This is a genomic window from Paraburkholderia sp. MM5482-R2 (assembly GCF_050436125.1).
Classification (GTDB): Bacteria; Pseudomonadota; Gammaproteobacteria; order Burkholderiales; family Burkholderiaceae; genus Paraburkholderia; species Paraburkholderia tuberum.
In genome coordinates, this window is record NZ_JBNDLP010000003.1 from 1,428,515 (window position 1) to 1,450,692 (window position 22,178).

A 22,178-nucleotide genomic window follows, 5' to 3' on the forward strand; every position below is an offset into this window, starting at 1 on the left:
GATCGGCGAACGGGAGCGGCCACGCTGTTGTCGGCAAACCGTCAGCATGTGACGGCGCTGGCGCCGGCCGGATGCACCGTTCAGACGAACCCGAAACGGGGAAGTTCAGATCCGCTTGCCGTTGCGCAACCCGTGCGGCCCGAATTGCGGCGCGCCGCTGTTCCGTGCGAAAGCCGGGTTTGCGGTGGCACGCGTCTGTTACGACGGCACGAACACGCCCACAGCCGCCAGCGCCATCGCGAGCGTTGCGAGCCATCCTCCCCAGGCCAGCACGCCCTTGACGGCGAACTGTCCCATGACCCGCCGGCTTCGCGCCATCAGCATCATGATGACCATGATCGGCACCGCGGTAACGCCATTGATCACCGCGCTCCAGTACAGCGCGCGGATCGGGTCGAAATGCATGAAGGTGATGGCCACACCGCCCATGATGGCCAGTGCGATCACCGCATAGAACTCACGCGCGAGCGTCAGATGCAACGCGAGACTGCTGCGCCAGCGAAAGCTGCCCGCGGCGGCGTAGGCGGCCGAGCCGGCGAGGACCGGCAGCGCGAGCAGGCCGGTTCCGATGATGCCGAGCGCAAACAGGACGTAAGCGAAGCGCCCGGCAATCGGCTCGAGCGCGCGCGCGGCATCGGCCGAGGTTTTCACGTCGATGTGATGCAGATGCAGCGTAGCCGCCGCCGTCAATATGATGAAGAATGCAATGAAGTTGGACACCCCCATGCCAACCCACGTATCGAAACGTATCCTTCGCAACTGCGCGGGCGCCTGGTGCGGTACGCGGCGCAACGGCGCCTGTTCCGGTGCCGAGCGCATTTCTTCGACTTCCTGCGACGCCTGCCAGAAGAACAGGTACGGACTGATCGTCGTGCCCAGCACCGCGACGACCATGGTCAGATAGTCCGACGTCAGCGAGATGCGCGGCAACACAACGGCGCGCGCGACTTCACCCCAGGGGATCGGAACGATGAATGCGACCGCGACGTACGCGAGAAGGGAGAGGGCGGTCCACTTCAGAACGCGCGCATAACTGTCGTAGGGGACAAAAATCTGCAGAACGACGCAGAGCGTCCCGAGGCCGACGACATAAAGGTGCTGCGGACCTGGCAGCAGCAATCCGGCCGCGGCGCCCATCGCCGACAGATCGGCGGCGATGTTGATCACGTTCGCCATGACGAGCAGGGCGACCGCGCCGTACAGCAGCCATGCCGGATAATGCGCGCGTATGTTGGATGCGAGGCCCTTGCCGGTGACCCGGCCAATCTGCGCGCTCACCAGTTGTATTGCGGTCATCAATGGATACGTGATCAGGATCACCCACAGAAGGTTGAATCCGAACTGCGCGCCGGCCTGCGAATAGGTGCCGATTCCTGACGGATCGTCGTCCGCGGCGCCCGTGATCAGGCCAGGGCCCAGGCGTCTGATCCAGGATCGCTCCACGGAATCGCGTACGGCGGATTCCGGCTCGATCAATTTTTCGTCGTTCATATATGTGTCACCTCGCGGCAACGTTTAGCAAGTCGCGGGCCCGGGCGTTCGTGCCAGCGTCGCGCGGCTTCGGGAGGCGGGCATAGGAATCGGCTGCACATCACGGACGCGCTCGACGAGCGCACCGGCGAAGATGCGCAAGGCGCCTCCGCTGACAGTGCGCGGAAATGCGGGTTTCTAAACGGGAGTAACGAACTTTGGGCCGTGCCGGCGGACACCGTCACGCATGATGCGCAAGAGGCTTCGTCCGCAACTGGATCTCGTCGATCGCGTCAGGCAAGTCTTCGAGCACGATTGGCTTGGCGCGACTCAGTCCAGGCGCGGCTTGAACGCATACTGCCCAATCTCGCCGCCGCGCGCGACCACCGCCGTGCTCTCGGGAATTTCCTCCCAAAAGCCCGGCAAGTCCGCGAGCGGTTCGGACAACACGAGGAACGCATTCTCGCCGGCCGTCTTGATGCGCTCGTCGTCGGGATACAACTCGCGCAGATGACGGAACGACGTGCTGTGAAACAGCGAGCGCGACTGTCCTTCGCTCGAATAGCGGACCGCGATGATCTGCTCGCCGTCGGTCGCGCAGACGGTCATGTTCAGCGGTTCATCCACGCCATGCCGGCGGCCGGTGGCTTCGACGAATCCGACCATCCGTTCGAGCGCGGTGACGGGCGCGAGCTCCAGCCCGAAGGTCAGCGCGAGAAAAAACAGCACCTCGGAATCGGTCGAGCCTTCGATGGACGGGAACAGATCGGGGTCGATCTTCACCATCAGGTCGCGGCGCACCGCCGGATAGTTGCGCACCAGGCCGTTGTGCGCGAACAGCCAGCGGCCGTGGCGGAACGGATGACAGTTGGTTTCCTGCGACGGCGTGTCGGTCGCCGCGCGCACGTGCGCGACGAACAGCGGCGAGTGGATTGCCCGCGCGGCCTCGCGTAGATTGCGGTCGCTCCACGCGGGCTGGATGCAGCGGTAGCGAAACGGAATGTCAGTGGGATGTCCATACCAGCCGATCCCGAAACCGTCGCCATTGGTGGTGGTGGCGCCGAGCCGGGAATGCATGCTCTGATCGATCAGCGAATGCCGGGCGTTGAACAGCACGGTTTCGAGCTGAAGCGGATTGCCGGTATAAGCGAGCCAGCGGCACATGATTGCTCTCCTGTCGGTTACGCGTGACAACCCTACACCACCCGCGGGCGGCGATTGTAGGACCAAAGTCCGATTGAGGCAGACACCTTACCTGTCACTATGCCAGATGGCGTTTAGGTGCTTGCGTGCCGGGCATCGCTTTGAGCTTGCACCGGCCTGATCTGATAGAGGCAGGACGCGCATGAGCCACTTTCTGGACAGGTTACGTTACTTTACGGCCCCCCCGTCCCCAGATCTCGGATGGTCATGGTGCTGTCACAGATGAAGACCGGCAATGGGAGGATGCTTACCGCCAGCGCTGGCAGCACGACAAGATAGTTCGCTCCATGGGCGTCGTCACCGAGATCGTCTGGGTTTCGCTGATCCTGATCTACCTGTCGGAAGTGCGGCGCACAGTGGTCGTGGGTTCCGTCGCTTAGCCGTGTTCGTGTTTGCTCCGCGCGAGTGGTCGACTGCGCCGTTGCCGCTCGACGGACCTCCCCCCGCAAAAGACGAGGCGGCAAATGTGCAGCACTGAGATTCGCGCAGGCTGCAGGCTCTGCCAGCCAGCCTGCTTTCTTGCTGATGGAGGTGCCGATGAAACGCCGTGAACTGTTGGTTGCGCTGGCCGCAGGCGCGCTCGCCGAGGGTTCTACCGGCCTCGCGCAGGCAAGCCAGGCGAAATTCACCGGTCAGATCGATCTGCCCAAGCCCAACCTCAAAGGCACGATGTCCCTCGAAGAAGCCATCGAGAAGCGCAGGTCCGTGCGCAGATTCGCGCCAAAGCCGCTGCCGGTCGAGGCCATTGGCCAACTGCTGTGGGCCGGGCAGGGCATCACCAGCTCGGACGGCAAGCGCGCGGCTCCGGCGGCCGGCGCTTTGTACGCGCTCGAACTTTACGTGGTGACCGCCACGGAGGTGATGCACTATCTGCCTGATGGCCACCGGGCCGAGACGCGGGCGACCCACGACCTGCGCCCCGAGCTGAGAGCACTGGCGGTCAACCAGGCGTCCGTCGAGGCGGCCCCGGCCTTGCTCGTGGTGGCCGCCGACCCCAGTCGGCTGAGCGCGAGGTATGGCGGGAGAGCGAATCTGTATGCCGATCTCGAGGTCGGGCACGCGACCCAGAACATGCTGCTTCAGGTCGTCACGCTTGGGCTCGTCGCGGTGACCGTGGGCGCCGTCGACGGAGCTCCGGCGGCGCGCAAGCTCGGCCTGCCTCACGCCCAGACCGTCGTCTATCTGATCCCGGTAGGTTTTCCGGTCTAAGTCATTGCGTGAGAATGAAATGAACGCGCCCCACCCGCGAACGAAAGGTGCTCGATACTTTCAAACAGGACCTGGACCTCGCGTTCGATACGCTGACGGCAATAGAAGACACCTACAAGGCATCGCCCGCTCCCTGACACGCGGGCTCGAGGACTGGGGTCCTTCCCGGCGCGACGGGATGCGCGGACATCGATGCACCGGTCAGCAGTGCGGCAAACACGAACTTCGAAGGAGCGGGTATCGTGTGTGCCATGTCAACTCCGCGCGGTGCCTATGAAGCCGATTCTCGTGCGCTCGACCCTGGTGGAATATTCGAAGCGTCGTGCTGTCCGTTTCGCGATGACGGTGATCGCGACGATCATGGCCGGATGCGTTTCCTCCTCACAGCTGAGCGGTCATGTCACACCTTCGCAAGTTTCCGAGGCGAAGGCGCTCGACCTGGCGGTCGCCAATCCGCAACGCAGTCAGACCGCCCGGGCGCGCGACGTCTATCGTCACCCGGCGCAGACGTTGCGCTTCTTCGATCTGAGTCCGACGCAAACCGTGCTGGAGATCGCGCCGGGCGGCGGGTGGTACACGGACATTCTGGCGCCCTATCTGCACGACGCGGGTCATCTGTACGAAGCCCAATATCTGAGCACGTCCGCGGACCTGGCCTCGGAAGACCGGTCAATCGATGCAGAGTATTTGCGTAAGCTCGCGGGCGCCCCCGCAATCTACGGGAACGTCGTGGTCGGCACATTGCACGCGGGCCAGTTTTTCGGCTTCGATGCACACGAGCGGTTCGATCGCGTGCTTACTTTTCGCAACATTCACAACTGGATCAAGGATGGGCAGCTCGATGCCAATCTGCGTGCGTTCCATGACGCGCTGAAGCACGGGGGCGAACTTGGTGTGGAAGAACATCGCGCCCGGCCCGGCTCGACGGTACAGCAGATGATCGAAACCGGATATGTGACTGAAGCTTTCGTGATTGACCGGGCACAGGCGGCCGGCTTCGTGCTCGCGCAACGCAGCGAAATCAACGCGAACGCGCGAGATACGAAAGATTATCCGCATGGCGTATGGTCGCTGCCGCCGGGCTACGCGGGCGGTGACGTCGACCGCTCGCGCTACGCCGCAATCGGTGAATCGGATCGCATGACGCTGAGATTCGTCAAGCCTTAGCGTGTTCTACGGGCGCCAGCCGCGGGCGGTAATCGGCCGACGCGTTGGGCTGCGCTCAGTTTGTTGCACGACCCGCAGTAGCGTATCGACACAGTCCAGCGCATCCGACAGTCGCCCGAGCACGATCAGCGAGCGGGCCGCATCGAGACGACCGTGAAACATCGCGTCGCGCGGTCCGGCCCGTTCCACCATGTCGATGAGTTGCCTGATCTCGGCCTTGACCCGCGCGCAGTCGGCGGGGCAGTAGCGGTCAACCCAGTTGCGCAGTGCGCGGATCAGCACCACGCAATCGCCGTACTCGCACTGCACGCTATCCATTGTCACCCTCATTCGTATCCCGCTCGGTGCCGCAAGCGGGATGCCGACTTTTCCCAGCTCAGTCTCATTGCCTGTTCGCGATCTTGCAGATCGCACGACTCCGAAGCTCGACCGTCCATCTGCGGCCCCATTGCGGGAAAACCACCCCCTCTCGCCTGCATCTGTGAACGAAGCAAGCGGCGCGCCACGTGTCGCCGGCGCTGCGCATCATTGCTAGAGCGGGGCGCGGCCATGTTCTCGCAGTTCGGGCTCGAAGAATATCCATCGTGCGGCTGGAAAATGCGCACGGTCCTCCCCCGGAGGGAGGGCGGTGTCCATTCCATCTCGACCCGCTGCGGCCACTTACAGCAGCGGCGCGAGCGTCCGGTCGTGAGCGGCGGATTCAGCAGGACGGCCGGGTAGCTGCATCGTCGCGCTCGGAAACAAATCGTTCGATTCGAACGGGGTTCTCTCTTGCGATTCAGACTACAGCTTCGATGCGTACCGGCATTGCGCTCATTACCGGCATGGCGTTGATCGGATCAAGACCAACTGTAGTGCTGAGCAACTGGTTTGGATTGGCGCCGGCGTAGGTCTCGGGCTCCTCGTCGGGCATCGGTCCCCAGCCGTGCGGAATGGACACGACGCCTCGGCGCAGTGCGGCGTCCCCTTTGACGATAGCTCGAATGCGGCCATGCGGCGAAACAATGGCCACGCACTGGCCTTCGGTCAGTCCTTGAGCAGCCAGGTCATCGGGATGCACAAAGGCCGGATTGAACGGCATGCGTCGGCGGACCGCGGGCAGGTGGTGGTACATGGTGTTCTGCACGTCGCGCACGCGCCGCACCGCCAGGCGATGCGTGAACCCCGGCGGCGCCCCCGCTTCGTTCAGTACGCCCGCCAGTTCGCACTCGACGTCGTCCGGCATTACGTCGAAGCGCGCGGCGTTCCCTGGCTCGCCGGGCTGCACGATCATCGGTTCGATCTCGTAGACTTTCCCTTGTGGGTACAGCTTCAGTTCGTCAAATGAGATCGAGCCGTGGCGAACCAGGATCGCAAGCAGCTCTTCGGTGGTCGGCGCTGCGCGCATATCGAGCGGAACGTCGTCGAAATTGATGGTCTTGCCCAGGCGCCGCGCCAGATCCCAGAATACGAACCAGTCGTCCACGACTTCGGATCCCTCCGGCGGCGTCGCCACGGCGGCCGAGTATTGTGCGTAAGGCTGAAACATGATGTAGGACTCGTAGTCGCGCGAATGCAGGTCGGCGCGCTCGAACATCAGCTTCGGTGGAATCACATAGTGCGCGAGCCGCGCAGTGTTAGTCATGAAAGGCTCGATGCATACCAGCAGTTGCAGTTGGCGCAGCGCATCGGCGATGCAGCGCTGGTCGGGCACGGCATCGACTGGATTGCCGCCGTCGACTAACAGCGCGCGGATCTGGCCGGCGCCAGGCGTAGTGATTTCCTGGGCCAGCGTGCCGCTCATCTTCTGGCCGAACAGCATGCCATAGCCGCCGACACGGCTCTTCCAGCCGGATTCCCAGGAACGGCGTGGCGCAATCACTTCGGCCCGGCGCTGGTAGCGTGGGGCGACTACGCCGGGGTTCGGTACAGGGTCGCCGGGGCGAGCGAAGCGGCCACACACGACGTTGAGGCATTCGACCAGATGCTCGGCCAGATTGGAGTGCGGCGCCATGTTGGGCCCGGTTCCCGACGCGGCCGAGCCACGCTTGCGACGCAGGCCGCCGGCCTCCCGCACCGGTTCCGCGAAGGCCGCAGCGGCGGCTTCGAGCCCTTCGACGCTTACGCCGGCGCGCTGGGCGACGTATTCGGGCGTGAACGGCTCGACCGCGCGCGCCAGTCGTCGCAGGTCCTTGACGTAGCGCGCGCAGAATTCAGCATCGTGCCAGCCGCGACACAGAATGATGCGCAGCAGGCCAGCCAGGACGGTCGGGTCCTCGCCCGGCAGCACCTGCAGGAAGACATCGGCATGGCGGGCGGTCTCGGTCTCTCGTGGATCGATCACCACCAGCTTAAGGCCGCGCTCCTTCGCTTCGTGGAGCTGCTTGACCGGATTCTGCAATGCAAAGTTGAACGTGGATAGCGACACCAGCGGATTGGTGCCGACGAACAATAGCGCGTCGGCGAGCGCATACGGATCTTTGCCGGCAGCCCAGCCGCCCAGTCGCTCAAATGCCACCCATTTGGCCGACTGGTCGATGGTCATTGTAGAGAAAAACGAATTCGAACCCAGCGCCGCGAGGAAGGCGGGCAACATATGATTGGCGGCGAGGTTAGAGTAGTTCATGGTGCCGCGAAAGGCTGCGACCGCATCGGCGCCGTGGCGCTCGATCAGTGCCTGGAGTTGCGCCGCGATCTCGGCCAGCATCACGTCAAGTGGCATCTGCACGAAACTGCCATCGGGCTGCCGTTTCAGCGGGTGCAGGAGCCGCTCGGCGCTGTTATGCGCCTCATGCAGATACGCACCCTTGATGCAGGCGTAGCCGCGCGTGAGCGGATTGTCGCGGTCGCCGCGCGCGGCAACGACGCGTCCGGCGTCGTCCAGGGTCAAGCGCAGTGAACAGTTGCCGGCGCAGATGCGGCAGGCGGTGACGGCTTCGCGTGGCACGGCGAGCTCCTTGTGTAGTGTGGCCCACACCTCGTAACCACCCACAACTTTCGGCGTAAAGGTTAAAGCCGAGCCGGATACCTGCGCGATGACAGAGCACCCGCATACGACTAGCGTTAGATCGCCGCCAGGTTGCGGCCGTTCATTCGCTATTATAAACGACGTTCATATTTTGGCAAATAGCCCGGCGACCTGTTGCGAGCGCCGCTGCCCGACCGACACTGTCATCGAGAGGCCTCGCTGTTCTAGCGCCCTGCTGCTGTCTCACACGACTTTGGCGCGCCGTGCTTTCGCCCGTTGTCGGCCAGAGGGCGATGCCCGCGTCTCTCATATGAATGACGGCTGAGTCCGTGAAACCGGCCCGTCGCGCCTCACGTCTGCAGTACCGCCGGAGGGCCGAGCGAACGGGCGTAGTTCGCAATGGGCGCTTTGAGCTGCTTCATGCAAAATAGCCGCATCCAGGATGTGGAGGCTGACTCGTGGGTATCAACTTCGACTTGAACGACTTGCAGGCGTTTCGAGCAGTAGTGGAACTGGGAAGCTTCCGCAAGGCCGCCGAGGCGGTGAGCATTTCGCAGCCGGCCTTGAGCCGCCGGATCGACAAGCTCGAGGAAGCACTCGGCGTGCGTCTATTCGAGCGCACCACGCGCAGCGTCACGCTCACCACCGTCGGCCGGGTATTCGCGCCGAGCGCCGAGCAGCTGCTTGATGATCTCGACGTCGCGTTGCTCGGCATCCGCGATGTTTCTTCGAGCCGACTGGGACATGTCACCATCGCCTGCGTGCCTTCGGTGGCCTACTACTTCCTGCCGAGCGCCGTCGCGAGCTATCATCGCCGCTTCCCGCGCATCAGGGTCAAGATGCTGGATATGAGCGCGAATGAGGTGCTTGGCGCCGTCATCAGCGGAGAGGCGGATTTCGGCGTGAGCTTTCTGGGCAGCCAGGAGTCCGAGGTCGAGTTCAAGGTTCTGCTGCAGGAGCGCTTCGTGGCCGCCTGCCGCCGTGATCACCCGCTCGCCCGCAAAAAACGCGTGACCTGGAACGAGCTTTACGAGCACGAGTACGTCTCGGTGGACAAAACTTCCGGCAACCGACTGTTGCTCGATCAGGCGCTGTCGGCCGTGGCGCCGCATGCGCCGAGCGTCTGCGAGACGCGTCACGTAACGACCATGCTCGGTTTAATCGAAGCGGGGCTCGGTGTCGCCGCAGTGCCGTCGATGGCCATGCCCGGGCGCGATCACCCCATCCTCACGAGCGTGCCGCTCGTCGAACCGGTGGTGAAGCGGCGCGTGGGAATCGTGAGACGCCGTGGACGTCCACTTACACCGGCTGCGCAGGAGTTTCACAGAACGATTGTCGAGATGAAGCGCAGCGGCGTCGCATGCAGCGATGCCGTGGGCAATAACACGTCTCCAAAAGAGCGGCCAGGCAGGAAAACCGCATCATGAGGTTGGCAAGACCGCTTCGTTCGCTCTATCTGCAGGTTTTGCTGGGCATGATGCTCGGCATGGCGCTCGGTCACTTCTTGCCGCAAGCGAGCCCGCTGCTCAAGCCCTTGAGCGACGGGTTCATCGGCCTCGTGAGGATGATGATTGCGCCGATCGTTTTCTGCACGATCGTCTCGGGGATCACGTCGCTTGCTAGCGGGAAGGCCATCGGGCGCACAATTTTTCAGGCGCTGGGACTCTTCTATTTTTTGACAGCCGTGGCGCTTGCGCTTGGACTCGTCACGGCCTTCGTGCTGCGACCCGGCGAGGGCATGCACATCGACGCTAACCATCTGGACGCGAGCATCCTCGCGCAATATGCGAAGCACGCGCAGCCGGGCGGCCTTGTCGCATTCGCGTTGAGCGTCATCCCCGAGACGATGCTTGGCGCCTTCGACAAGGGCGAGGTCCTGCCAGTGCTGCTGCTCTCGCTGCTCTTCGGCTTTGCGCTAAATTCCTGTCCGGAGGCGGGCAGGCCGGTGCTCGCGCTCATCGACGGCATTGCCCAGGCCCTGTTCCGCATCCTCGCGATGATCATGCGACTCGCTCCGCTCGGGGCATTCGGCGCGATGGCTTTCACGGTGGGCCGCTTCGGCATCCGCTCGGTCGGATCGCTCGGGATGTTGATGGTGTCCTTCTACGTGGCATGCCTGCTGTTCATTGCGCTCGTGCTCGCTCCGCTCGCGCGGCTGCACGGCTTCGCACTTTGGCGGCTCTTGCGCTACATGCGCGAGGAGTTGCTCATCGTTCTCGCGACATCGTCGACGGAGCCGGTACTGCCGCGCCTGATCGCGAAGCTTGAGGCGCTCGGCTGCGACAAGGGCGTTGTGGGGCTTGTGCTGCCCGCAGGCTACTCGTTCAATCTCGACGGCACCGCGATCTATCTGACGCTCGCCTCGATGTTCATCGCGCAGGCGTGCGACGTGCCGCTTTCCGCGCCGCAGATCGCGATGATGCTCGCCGTTATGTTGCTCACGTCCAAGGGGGCGGCGGGTGTGTCGGGCAGCGGATTAGTGGCGCTCGTCGCGACGCTGACGGTGATTCCCGATCTGCCCGTCGCCGGGGTGGCGCTACTGGTGGGCATCGACCGCTTCATGTCCGAGGCGCGCGCCCTGACGAGCGTGATCAGCAACGCCTGCGCGGTGATCTTCGTTTCGATGTGGGAGGGTGCTTGCGATCGTACGCGTCTTGCGCGAATGCTCGGGGCGGCAGCGCCAGGCGGCGCGGACGGTGCGGAAGATCCCGCGAGAGATACCTCGAGAGATACCTCGGGGATGTGACAGGAAGGCCGCCTGAGGCAAGCCTTCATTCAGGTTTGCGTCAATGAGCGGAGACGGTATCTAGCCCTGTCGATTTGACGTCTGCCTGTACGCCAGGTGAAGCGAGGTAGTCGAGCAGGGCTTTCGCTTCCTTCGGATGCTGTGCGCTGACGGGAATGCCGGCGGCGAAACGCGTGACCGACTGCAGGGACTCAGGAATCTTTCCGACGAAGGTCGCCCCCTTGACGGGCAGCAACTCGCTCACCTGCTGGAAGCCGATTTCGTAGTCGCCGTTCGCCACCACCGAGGCTACTGGAATCCGCGGGATCATCTTCGCCTTCGCCTTGACCTGATCCTCGATGCCGAGCTTCCTGAACAACTCCCGCTCAATGTAGACACCGCTTGCGCTGTCCGAGTACGCGATCGACTTCGCATGCAGCAGGGTCTGCCGGAGGCCTTCTGCCGAACTGATATCGGGTTTCACCGCTCCTTCGCGCACGACCATGCCGATGCGCGAATCGGCCAGCTCGACCCGCGATCCGGGGATGACCTTGCCTTTCCGGATCAGTTCGTCAAGCGCATATCCGACCATGATAACGGCGTCGGCGGGCTCACCACGCTCAAGCCGGTTGGGGATCGCTTCGGGCGATTTGCCCATCGACGGACCAAGCGCGGTGTCGAGCGTGTTGCCCGTTTCGGATGCGAACTTCGGGCCGAGCACCTTGTACGCTGCGGTAAAGCCACCCGAGCTCATGACGTGCAGGTCGGCGGCTTGCACGTTCGCCGCAACAGCCGAGGTTGCGACCAGTGCTGCGGCGCATAGTTTCAGAAACAGATTTCTCATGATCGGAGTCGTGTCAGGTTGTGTGTTTAGCCGCATGCGGAGCGAGACGCGAATCAGTGCGCCGGAGTCAGTGTCGCTGCGCGGCGGCGATAGAGTGCAAACGTCGCCATCAGGGCGCACGCTGCCGCGAAGCTCATCCAGTAGCCGGGTGCGGCCTTGTCGCCAGTCATGTGAATGAGCGCCGTGGAGATCGCCGGTGTGAAACCGCCGAATACGGCGGTCGCGAGGCTATAGGCGAGCGAGAAGCCCGCGACGCGTACCTGCGCCGGCATCACTTCCGTCAGTGCGACGATCATCGCGCCGTTATAGATGCCGTACATGAACGAGAGCCAAAGGAGGGCGAGCAGCATGTTGACGAAGCTGGGCGCGTGAGCGAGCAGCGACAGGGTCGGGTGCGCGGTCGCGATGGCGAGCACCGTCATGGCGATGAGGAGCGGTCGGCGGCCGATCCTGTCGGAGAGGGCTCCGCCGATCGGCAGCCACACGAAGTTCGACACGGCCACACACAGCGTCACAAGCAAACTATCGGCGGTGCTGAGGTGCAGGACCGTCTTGCCGAAAGTCGGCGCGTAGACCGTGATGAGATAGAAGCTCGCGGTGGTCATCGCCACCAGCATCATGCCTGCGATCACGACGGTCCAGTTCTGGACCAGCGTCGTGAATACCTCCTTCATGCTCGGGCGATGCTGGCGAGCCTTGAACTCCTCGGTTTCCTGCAGATTACGACGCAGCACGAAGAGGAACGGCACGATCATGCAGCCGACGAAGAACGGCACGCGCCATCCCCACGCCGCGATGGTAGCGGCGTTCAGCGATTGGTTGAGCGCGAAGCCGAGGCCCGCGGCCACGACGATCGCCACCTGCTGGCTCGCGGACTGCCAGCTCGTGAAGAAGCCCTTGCGGCCGGGCGTGGCCATCTCGGCGAGATACACCGACACGCCGCCCAGCTCCGCACCCGCGGAGAAGCCCTGCAACAGCCGCCCGAGCAGCACAAGCGCGGGCGCCACAAGGCCAATGGTCGCGTAGCCCGGCACGAACGCAATGAGGATGGTGCCGCTCGCCATGATGGAGAGCGTGACGATGAGCCCCTTGCGGCGGCCGACGTCGTCGATGTACGCACCGAGCACGATCGCGCCGAGCGGGCGCATCAGAAAACCGGCACCGAAGACTGCGAACGTCATCATCAACGAGGCAAATTCGCTCCCGGCCGGAAAGAAGACGTTGGCGATCTGCGTCGCATAGAAGCCAAACAGAAAGAAGTCGAACTGCTCCAGAAAATTTCCGGCCGTCACGCGGAAAACCGCCGCGGCCTTTGAATGTCCCAGCGAAAGGGTAGAGGGCGAGGGGTGCATCAATGTGTCTCCTGAAATCCCGAGATATGCGGTGGTTCCGCTCTTTGTCTGTTCGGGAATTTTGGCCCGTGGCCAATCAAACGATAAGTGCAATCTTCCGAACGATTGATGTCGAATGGTTATCAATCGGCGCCTCTTTTTCGCCGCCGCGCGTTAGCTGTGCGCCAGCGCGTGGCGGCGACCATCAGAGGCCAGCGGTCAGGCCACGAAACGACACTGGGAAGCGGCCGTACGCGTGTCCATATTGCGTCCGCGGTTCAAATGATCGTCAATCTCCGCAGCGCAGCCCAGCATGCGCGGATAGAGGAAGATCGTGAACGCGGCCGTTTCAAGGTCCGCCTCGCTGAACTCCCCGCGCTTGAGCGGCTGCCACAGCATCTTCAACAGCAACGCGGCAATCACGGCATCGACATTGACGCAATAGACATTGCGCGAGACACCTGCGTCGAACAAAGCCTGCACCAGCACACGGTAAAAGGCATGAAACGCGTTGTACTCGCCGCGGGCTTCATAAAGGTTGGCGATGAAGATTTCCCGCGGGTCGTGGTTCACCGGCTTGTCTTTGAAGACCGGATGATTAATACCCGGAAGTTTCGCAATATCGAGGCTCCCCAACTGCTTCTGGCGCGTCTTGTACTGCGCGTATCGCTCGACGGAGCGCCGGGCGAGCGCTTCGAGGTCCACGGTATGACGAGCATCGGTCGGATCTTCAAGGCCGCTGCTGCGGAACGCCTCGTTGAGGAACGCAATGCCTTCGTAGCCGTTGCCGCCATGCGTATATCCAGTGTGCGTGAGGAACCCCGCCAGAGCCTTGTTTAGCTGCACCCGTTCGGGACTTTCCGGGCCATCGGCAGATACTGCGCCCTTTGCGCCTTGCGCCGAAATGGCGCCGGGTCCGTTCGTGAGCAGCAAACCGACAAGGGTCTTGAACGCGAAAAGGTCGTCGACAGTCGGTTTCAGGTTTAGCAGCGCTGCGAAGGCGATTTCCGTCAGAGTGCGTTCGCCGAGTAATTCTTCGGTGGCGAAGCCGCAAAATCCGTCCGGGCCGTGCTGCGAGGCGTCCGCTGAGGCGCCGATCATGGTGCCGAAGAGCTTTGTCCACCACGGCAAGCTTTCTGCGGTCAGGCGGGAGATCCGCTTGCGCATGAGCGGGCCCCAGGCGAGTGTCGTCGTGATCGCCGCGAGTACTGCTTCCGGGCGCGGATGGCCCGGGCCACACGACAGCCATCGGATGATTGCGGAACTTACGCCGCGCGAGGCGAGCCCGCCCAGCATGGCTTGCGCCTCTGGATCGGGTTCATCGCAGAACAGCGCTGCAGTGTCCGCGGTGTGGACTGCATTGACATCAAAGGTCTCGTCGAACGCGTCCGTGAGCCTGGCTGTCGCGAAGCCGTCGATCATCAGTGCTGCCGCCTCGCGCGCAGCACGCTGGCGATTCGGCCCGACGATCGCCGCCGCGGCCGCGAGCACGGCATTGGGCGCATTGCCCGCCTCGCGCGAAGCCTGCGCGGCCGCCAGTTCTGGTGTCCCGTGCAGATTCACTGCAGCGCCAACAGCCACGTCGATGAGCTTTGTGTCGTTTGCCCCGCCGAACTCCCGCAACAGCGCGAGGCACATGTTCTCCTCAAGCGAGCGCGTCGCTGCTTCGAGCATGGATACCCCGTGCAGGCTGCTCACCTGCGTTTTTGCGTCCATCTGCGAGGCGCCCGAAGCGTCCTTCAAGGGTTGGCGCGGCGGGATTGCGCCGATCTGGCTGTTCGCCCGCGTAATCTGTTCGTTGTACGGCGCGACCGCTTCCACGACCGGCAGGGCGAGGTCGTCTGGCAGTTCGATCCCCTGATCGGAGCCAAACCACGGTTTGAGCGAGAGGCTGCCTTCCGGCTCAAAGTCGGGCATCGTCGCGTTCGCGCGCATCACTGCGGTGAGCGCGGCGGGAATGTGCGCGATGTTTGTCACGACGGCGCCCTTCGCCGAGCAGCATGGATCGTCCGGCGTAAAAAGACGCTCGACGTCGAACTTCTCCATGAACCAACGCTCCTTTGCAAGAGCATCGTCGGCGCCGCCCGCCATTGCGCCCGCATGCCCCACCGCGCGCGTCAGACGACTCTTCCAGCGGCCTACCACGCAGGCAACGACGGGTTTCGTAAATGTGGCGTCGGCCTCGTAGTAGCCGCCCGGCTCACAGTACAGTACGGCAGCCTTGCTGCGCGCGTCGTTGGCGAGGGCAAAGGCGAACTCCGGCGCCGCATAGTGGATGTAGACGTCCTTGCCGCTGGATACGACGGTCGTTGTACCCCAGCCGCTCATGCGCAGATATTGCGCAATGGTGGTGCTAAACCCGCCCGAGTTGGAAAAGATCGCGATCGAGCCCCGCCGCAAGGTTGCGCCGGGATCATCGCCGCCGAGCGCGCCCCCGATGCGCACCCGCTGCCAGGAGTCCGCGACGCCCAGCCCGTTCGCGCCAAAAATGTCGATGCCTGCTTGCTGGCCCATCGCGCGAATTTCCCGGGCGTCGTGCACGGAGATCTTCTCCGTAATGATAAAAATCTTGCGCAGATCGGGATTGACGCGGATCAGTTCGGCCACCCCATCGCGCGCGGCCGACGGCGGCAGATAGACGACGCCGCAATTGAAACGATGCCCGGCTTCGAGGCCTTCGCGCACGTTGTTATAGACGGGGATGTCGCCGGCAGGCGTCACGAGCACCTGCCCGCGCTTGCCAGGCGCAGTGCCGAATACGATATTCCCACCGGAAAACGCGTGGCTCACCGGCGTCACGTCCGACGACTCGCCTCCCAGAATGTTGAGCACACAAACGCGGTCCTCGCGCGTGACTATTTGTGCAAGCGACTGGATGCCGACGAAATACCTGAAATGATTATTGCCTTGCTTGACCATGTCGATCTCCTTACGCCTTTGCCGTATCCGCCTGCGGTTGCGTCTGACGCGCGCCGATGCGCGCTGCGACCTGCGCGCGTCCTCCCGATTGCATCCACGCATCGGCCTTCCGTGCGTACTGGATCACTTCGCTGATGTCGGAGTCAAAGCCGAACAGGCGATAGGGAAGGCCGAGCGAATCACAGGTGTCGCGCAGTGCCGACATGCCACGAACAAGGTTTGGACCGCCGCGCCCAAGGACGACATAAAGCGGGGTGGGACCGTGCTCGCTGAAGTGCTCGCGTAGCGCATCGGCCATCGCGCGCAGTGTTTCGTAGATATCGGTGTTGTTGGACTTGCCGCCAATGATGAACAGTACGTTGGACTGCTTCAGCCAATGCCGGAAGCAGATGCGCGCCACTTCCTTCATTTTTTCGTAGGGAGGATTGCCGCCGAAATCCGAAGAGATGATGGCTGCGTCGCCCAACATCTCCGTGACGAGCGAGTTGGCCCCGCCGCCGAACGTGGGCGCGAGGATCGTTCCCTTGTCGTTGATCACATAGACATCGCTTTGACCCTGGTGCGTGCGAAGCTGGTTGATCTCCTGCTCGAAGTCCGAGTAGTCGGCAGCGAACAGGTGAGCAGGCAGGCCGAGGCGCGAGAAGCGCGGGTCGTCACGGTCGAACCCGCACTTGAAGTCGCAGGCCACGGGTGTGAGCCGACCGTTCTTGTCCTCGCGCATGCGGATCGGATTCAGCTCGAGCGTCGTCATGCCGAAGTCGTGAAAGAGCTCCCAGAGCTTCGGCAATTGCTGCACGAGCGGGGAAATGATTTCGCGCGGCGCGCCGATCTCGCTCAACGCATTCGCGACGACGAACGCCTTCAGGCCGGTCAATGCATCAAAGGGCACCATTGCCACGAGCTTTGGATCGACCTCTTCGATGTCCATGCCACCCGCGTGCGACAGCGTCATGGTGGGAGCGCGAAAGCGGGTGGAATCGGTGATCGAGAAGTAGACTTCATGTTTGGCCGGTACGCCTGCTTCGAACGTGACGCCGTTCGCCTTGGCCCTCACATGACCCACGACGTGCTCGGCGAAGTACAGTCGCTCTTTCTCGGCGAGCGCCGTCTTGAGATCTGTCGCGCGCCCGAGCAACCCGGCCTTGCCCTTCTTGCCCACGCCGCCCTTGAATACCGGCTTGATAAAGACCTGCCCGTGGCGGTCGATCAGCGACTTTATCTCCTCTTCGCTGGCGCTCGGCCCCAGCACTTCGCTGGCCGGGAATCCGACGAATTGCAATAGGCGCGCGCCGTGCAACATTCCGGTGATCTGCATATGAGTGTCTCCTGAAATTCAAGGCAATGACGATTGAAGCAGGTACTGAGTTCGCGTAGCTCGCTGCGCAAGGCGCGAAATGCTCGTCTGCCGTGGACTCGCTTGAAAGCGGCGGCAGGATTCACAACGCGAGGTGGGTCATGCGAGATCGGCATCGGCTACCGTTGGCGGCACCCGTGACCGGGTTGCACTGGAATGCGGCGAAACGCTGTTGTGCGTTTCGCGCCTGTCTCCGATGCGTTCTCTGTCGACGCGTTTATGAAGTTCTTGAGCATCGATATTTGCTCAAGACGCCCCGAACGAGAAGTGCAATTTTCTGAAGCATTGATGTTCAACGGTTATCGATATCGTCGAACGCCGTTACGTTGTGGCGACAAGTGCTGCTTTCATGGTGGGCCTCACGGCGATGTTCAGGATTGCGCAGGGAACTGGCCGAGCTGAAGGAACACCGGTCGACTTCGCAACTCAACCCAGTCGCACGCGGCCAGCTTTACCGTCGGCATCGTTGGGCGCAACTTTCTTGATGTCACTTCCGACCCACCGCTCTTCAGAAGATTTCAGATGCGATCGCATCGCCGCTTCTGCAGCAATAGGGTCGCCTGCTTGCAGTGCATGCAGAACATTTTCGTGCTCCTCGACCGCAGCCATCCATGTGGCCGTATTTTCGACGAGTTCGCTAATCCTCGCCCCGATCGGATCGCGCCTCGCGTCAAACAGATCGGCCACATACCGGCTCAACACCGTATTGCCGGCCGTTTCCGCGATGATCAGGTGGAATTGCCGGTCCGGTTCCACAGGAGATTTGCCGGCAGAGGCGAGGCGATGCATCGCATCCACGCTGCGCCGCAACCGGTCCAGAGAGCCGGCCGTAAGCCGCGTGCTGGCGAGCACGACGAGGCTGCCTTCGATGACGGCCCGGGCCTGCATGATTTCCGTCGGACTTTCGCCTAATACAGCCAGTGACCCTTCACGTTCGTTTGCGGTTTCGAGCACATAGACGCCCGAACCCATGCGGGTCTCGACGCTGCCGCCGATTTCCAGTGCGATCAACGCCTCGCGCAGAGACGGGCGCGAAACACCCAGTTGCTGCGACAACTCGCGCTCCGGCGGCAGTCTCGACCCCGGCGGGAAATCCCCTCCGTGGATGAGGCCGCGAATCTGGTCGGCGACCAATTGGTAAAGCCGCTTTGGCTCGGTCTGTTTCATTTTGCTGCCGGAAGGATAAATGGCCCGGGTCGTCTGTCGACCAGCGATCAAAGTCTACCACGCAAGCCTGACAAGGTTTTCAGCGCATTTCGCAGGAACAGTTCGGGTTTGCCCTTGGTAAGGCCAGAAGAAGTATCTTGCAAATTGGCTTGACCAAAATCGCGGTTTATTCTTTAATCTGCATCAGATTGGCCTGACCGACGGCAGCGCCTCTACACAAAAGAAGGAGACACGTGTGACAGATCTGAGCACTGACCTGGCCCCGCGCGTGGTGGACGGCTTCGCTTCGAAGGAACCCCCGGAGCTATTGAAACTGAGCGGACTGGGCAAGCGGTTTCCCGGTGTCGTTGCACTGGAGGACGTGCACTTCCAATTGCGCCGCGGCGAAGTGCACGCAATTTGTGGCGAAAACGGCGCTGGCAAGTCAACCCTGATGAAAATCGTCAGCGGGCAATACCAGCCGGATGCCGGCACGATCGTTTTTCGCGGCATGCAAAGGCGGTTCGCGTCCTCACTCGAGGCACAGGAAGCAGGCATTGCGATCATTCACCAGGAACTGAACCTGGTGCCGCACCTGTCGATTGCGGAAAACATCTACCTGGCACGCGAGCCCAAACGCGGGCCGTTCATCGATCGCGCACGACTGAATGGGAACGCCCAGCGCGCGCTCGCCCGCATTGGATTGTCGTTGCCGCCCACGAGGCTGGTGGGGACGCTGTCGATCGCCCAGCAACAGATGGTCGAAATCGCCAAGGCGCTCTCGCTAGACGCCCAGGTGCTGATCATGGACGAACCCACTTCGTCGCTCACGGAATCCGAGACCATGCACCTGTTCCGGATCATCAAGGAGTTGCGCGAGAGCGGGGTCGGCATTGTCTACATCTCTCATCGTCTCGACGAAATGAAGCAGATTGTCGACCGCGTGACGGTGCTGCGCGACGGGCACCACATTTCAACCGACGATTTCGCGGCGACCAGCATGGATGAAATCGTTGCGCGAATGGTCGGCCGGGCGCTGAACGATGCGTACCCGCCGCGCCGCTCGGTCCCGTCGCAGGACGTGCTGCTGCGCGTCGACAATCTGTCGCGCGCACCGGCATTTGGGCCGGTTTCGTTCGAACTGAGGCGAGGCGAGATTCTCGGCTTCGCCGGTTTGATGGGCGCAGGCCGGACCGAAGTGGCACGGGCGATTTTCGGCGCTGACCAACCGGACGGCGGCGAGATTCATATCGGGAGCGAGCGCGTCTCGATCCGCTCGCCTATCGATGCGATTCGCCACGGTATCGCGTATCTGTCGGAAGACCGCAAGAGCGACGGTCTCGCGCTGAAGATGCCGGTCGCGACCAACATCACGCTGGCCAATATCGAGGCGGTGTCGGGTCGCGCCGGCTTCATTCGTTTCGCCGAAGAAGCGGCCATCGCACAGCGTTACGTCGAAACGCTCGGGATCCGCACACCGACGGTCCATCAACTCACGCGCAACCTGTCCGGCGGCAATCAGCAGAAGGTTGTCATCGGCAAATGGCTGTTTCGCAAATCGAAGATTCTGTTTTTCGACGAGCCCACGCGCGGGATCGATGTCGGCGCGAAATACGCGATCTACACGCTGATGGACCAGCTCGCCGCGCAGGGCATCGGCGTTGTGCTGATCAGTTCGGAATTGCCTGAAATTCTCGGCATGTCCGATCGCGTCGCGGTATTCCACGAAGGCCAGATCGCCACGATCCTGGAGACGCGCCACACCAATCAGGAAGAAATCATGCACTTCGCATCGGGACGAAATCATGCTTGAAATAACATCCGAACAGACCACTACTGTCGACACCAGCGCGAAGCTCCGGCGTCGCGACCTGATTCAGAAATTTGCCGCGCTCGGCAGTCTGATCATGCTGGTGGCCGTCTTTTCATTGACCAGTTCCGCTTTCTTCTCGGTCGACAATGGCATGACAGTGGCCTTGCAGGTGACGTCGATTGCCTATCTCGGCGTGGCGGCAACCTGCGTGATCATTACGGGCGGAATCGACCTGTCCGTGGGTTCCGTACTCGCGCTGTCTGGTGTGGTCGCCGCGTTGCTCGTCAAGGCCGGCGTGCCGATCCCTCTCGGCATGCTCGGCGGCGTCGTGGTGGGCGGCCTGTGCGGATTCGTTAATGGCCTGTGCGTCACGCGTATGGGTCTGCCGCCTTTTATCGCCACGCTCGGCATGATGCTGGTCGCGCGTGGTCTCGCGCTTCAGATCACTGGCGCGCGCCCGGTTTCGGGACTCGGCGACGCGTTCGGCGAACTCGGAAATGGCGCGTTGTTCCGCATCTCGCATATCGGGGCAGACGGGTTCCCCGATACGGTATTTCCGGGGATCCCGTATCCCGTGATCATCATGGTCGTGCTGGCGGTGGCCGTGTCGATCATGCTGACGCGCACCTCGCTTGGCCGCCACATCTACGCAGTCGGATCGAATGCCGAAGCTGCGCGGCTCTCCGGCGTCAATGTCCGCCGCGTCACCTTGTTTACCTATGTGCTGTCCGGCGTGCTCGCCGGTCTGACGGGTTGTGTGCTGATGTCGCGGCTCGTCACGGCGCAACCGAACGAAGGCGTCATGTACGAGCTCGATGCGATCGCCAGCGCCGTGATTGGCGGGACGTCCCTGATGGGCGGTGTCGGCACGATCTCCGGTACGGCCATCGGTGCGTTTGTGATCGGCGTGCTGCGCAATGGCCTGAACATGAACGGCGTATCGAGTTTCATCCAGCAAATCATCATCGGACTGGTCATTCTCGGCACGGTCTGGATCGACCAGGTCAGAAACCGTCGATGAAGCACATCGAATGAAGCCATTCGAGAAGTCCAACAAAGCAGTGCAATCACCAACCCAAGGAGTGAGACATGAGAAAGATGTATCTGGCATTGGCCGCCGCACTTTTGACCGCAGCGACGGCCCACGCGAATGCGGCGAGCGGAGAGATCGCCGTGATCGTCAAGACGGCCAACTCGAATTATTGGCAGAACGTGCAAAAGGGTGCAACGGAGGGCATGAAAGGGCTGAACGGCTACACGATGACGTTTCAGGGACCGGCGACCGAGTCAGCCGTGGCGGACGAGGTCAATATGGTCGAGAACGCGGTGAACCGGCATGTCGCGGCGATCGTGCTCGCGCCGTCCGATCCCGACGCGCTGATCCCGGCAATGAAGAAGGCCTGGGAGGCAAAAATTCCGGTCGTCCTGATCGATTCGCTCGTGTCCGATTCCGGCAAGCAGTATTACCAGTCGTTTCTCTCGACCGATAACGCCAAGGCCGGTGAGTTGTGCGCGAAAGCGATGATCGACCGTGTCGGACAGACGGGGAAAGTCGCTGTGATGTCGTACGTCGCCGGCGCCGGTTCCGAGATTGGCCGCGTGGGTGGGTTCCGGAAGTATCTCGCGCAGCACTCGAAGCTGCAGGTAGTCGGACCGTTCTACTCGCAGTCGCAGATGGCAACCGCGCTCAATCAGACGACCGACGTGCTGTCGGCCAATCCGGATCTGAAGGGCATCTTCGGTGCAAATGAACCGACTGCTGTGGGGATGGGGCGCGCGTTGGCGCAGTCCGGGAAAGCCGGCAAGGTCGTCGCGATCGGCTTTGACGGCAACCAGGACCTCCAGGGCTTCATCAAGGACGGAACCATCCAGGCCATCGCTGTCCAGGGCTCGTATCAGATGGGCTACAAGGGTGTCAAAACGGCGGTGGATGTCATCGAACACAAGCCGGTTACGAAGCAACTGGATACCGGCGTCGTGATGGTCGAGAAGGACAACATCGATCAGCCCGCCGCGAAGAATGTCTTGTATTGAAGCGCGATGCGGACGA

16 protein-coding genes and 1 pseudogene are annotated in these 22,178 nt (G+C 62.5%); 8 read left to right on the plus strand and 9 right to left on the minus strand.

All coding sequences use genetic code 11. The features are described 5' to 3' along the window. Positions 1-198: 198 nt before the first annotated feature. Positions 199-1,491: an NRAMP family divalent metal transporter gene (locus OKW37_RS28630; protein WP_429402943.1), complete on the minus strand. Its 1,293-nt coding sequence runs from the start codon at positions 1,489-1,491 to the stop codon at positions 199-201. A 309-nt stretch (positions 1,492-1,800) separates the two neighbouring features. After that, positions 1,801-2,634: a class II glutamine amidotransferase gene (locus OKW37_RS28635; protein ID WP_018422973.1), complete on the minus strand. Its 834-nt coding sequence runs from the start codon at positions 2,632-2,634 to the stop codon at positions 1,801-1,803. A 181-nt stretch (positions 2,635-2,815) separates the two neighbouring features. Between OKW37_RS28635 and OKW37_RS28640 the strand changes: the two are divergent. The 3 genes and pseudogenes from OKW37_RS28640 to OKW37_RS28650 all read left to right on the plus strand — a co-directional run. Beyond that, positions 2,816-2,960 (plus strand): annotated as a pseudogene (locus OKW37_RS28640) (nitrate reductase); the annotation flags it as partial. 250 nt (positions 2,961-3,210) lie between these two features. Then, complete coding sequence (locus OKW37_RS28645; protein ID WP_429402944.1) at positions 3,211-3,882, plus strand: SagB/ThcOx family dehydrogenase; 672 nt, start codon at positions 3,211-3,213, stop codon at positions 3,880-3,882. A gap of 273 nt (positions 3,883-4,155) precedes the next feature. Next, positions 4,156-5,049, plus strand: coding sequence for a class I SAM-dependent methyltransferase (locus OKW37_RS28650; RefSeq protein WP_429402945.1), 894 nt, complete (start codon positions 4,156-4,158; stop codon positions 5,047-5,049). Between the two features lie 6 nt (positions 5,050-5,055). Here OKW37_RS28650 and OKW37_RS28655 read toward each other — a convergent pair whose 3' ends face one another. Beyond that, a complete protein-coding gene (locus OKW37_RS28655; RefSeq protein WP_429353354.1) occupies positions 5,056-5,367 on the minus strand; it encodes a hypothetical protein in 312 nt (103 codons plus the stop codon). Positions 5,368-5,827: 460 nt separating this feature from the next. Continuing rightward, complete coding sequence (locus OKW37_RS28660; RefSeq protein WP_429402946.1) at positions 5,828-7,975, minus strand: molybdopterin-containing oxidoreductase family protein; 2,148 nt, start codon at positions 7,973-7,975, stop codon at positions 5,828-5,830. A gap of 479 nt (positions 7,976-8,454) precedes the next feature. Between OKW37_RS28660 and OKW37_RS28665 the strand changes: the two genes are divergently transcribed. Then, positions 8,455-9,423: a LysR family transcriptional regulator gene (locus OKW37_RS28665; RefSeq protein WP_429402947.1), complete on the plus strand. Its 969-nt coding sequence runs from the start codon at positions 8,455-8,457 to the stop codon at positions 9,421-9,423. Continuing rightward, a complete protein-coding gene (gene dctA, locus OKW37_RS28670; RefSeq protein WP_429402948.1) occupies positions 9,420-10,742 on the plus strand; it encodes a C4-dicarboxylate transporter DctA in 1,323 nt (440 codons plus the stop codon). The genes OKW37_RS28665 and dctA overlap by 4 nt, the downstream gene beginning before the upstream one ends. A gap of 40 nt (positions 10,743-10,782) precedes the next feature. On the opposite strand, the gene OKW37_RS28675 is transcribed toward dctA, so the two are convergent. The 5 genes from OKW37_RS28675 to OKW37_RS28695 form a co-directional block, all read right to left on the minus strand. Next, positions 10,783-11,565, minus strand: a complete 783-nt coding sequence (locus OKW37_RS28675) for a substrate-binding domain-containing protein (protein ID WP_429402949.1) — start codon at positions 11,563-11,565, stop codon at positions 10,783-10,785. A 53-nt stretch (positions 11,566-11,618) separates the two neighbouring features. Next, complete coding sequence (locus OKW37_RS28680) at positions 11,619-12,917, minus strand: MFS transporter (RefSeq protein WP_184054638.1); 1,299 nt, start codon at positions 12,915-12,917, stop codon at positions 11,619-11,621. Between the two features lie 198 nt (positions 12,918-13,115). Next, the gene (locus OKW37_RS28685) at positions 13,116-15,815 is read right to left on the minus strand and encodes a CoA-binding protein (protein WP_429402950.1); all 2,700 of its coding nucleotides are present in this window, start codon (positions 15,813-15,815) and stop codon (positions 13,116-13,118) included. A 10-nt stretch (positions 15,816-15,825) separates the two neighbouring features. After that, a complete protein-coding gene (locus OKW37_RS28690; RefSeq protein ID WP_429402951.1) occupies positions 15,826-17,130 on the minus strand; it encodes an ATP-grasp domain-containing protein in 1,305 nt (434 codons plus the stop codon). A 465-nt stretch (positions 17,131-17,595) separates the two neighbouring features. Then, positions 17,596-18,336, minus strand: coding sequence for a FadR/GntR family transcriptional regulator (locus OKW37_RS28695; protein WP_187626522.1), 741 nt, complete (start codon positions 18,334-18,336; stop codon positions 17,596-17,598). Positions 18,337-18,580: 244 nt separating this feature from the next. Here OKW37_RS28695 and OKW37_RS28700 point away from each other — a divergent pair, with 244 nt between their 5' ends. From OKW37_RS28700 to OKW37_RS28710, 3 genes are all read left to right on the plus strand, one after another. Continuing rightward, positions 18,581-20,128, plus strand: coding sequence for a sugar ABC transporter ATP-binding protein (locus OKW37_RS28700; RefSeq protein WP_429404303.1), 1,548 nt, complete (start codon positions 18,581-18,583; stop codon positions 20,126-20,128). Next, the gene (locus OKW37_RS28705; protein WP_184031637.1) at positions 20,121-21,149 is read left to right on the plus strand and encodes an ABC transporter permease; all 1,029 of its coding nucleotides are present in this window, start codon (positions 20,121-20,123) and stop codon (positions 21,147-21,149) included. Before OKW37_RS28700 ends, OKW37_RS28705 begins: the two co-directional genes overlap by 8 nt. A gap of 68 nt (positions 21,150-21,217) precedes the next feature. After that, the gene (locus OKW37_RS28710) at positions 21,218-22,162 is read left to right on the plus strand and encodes an ABC transporter substrate-binding protein (protein WP_184066235.1); all 945 of its coding nucleotides are present in this window, start codon (positions 21,218-21,220) and stop codon (positions 22,160-22,162) included. The last annotated feature ends 16 nt before the right edge of the window (positions 22,163-22,178 follow it).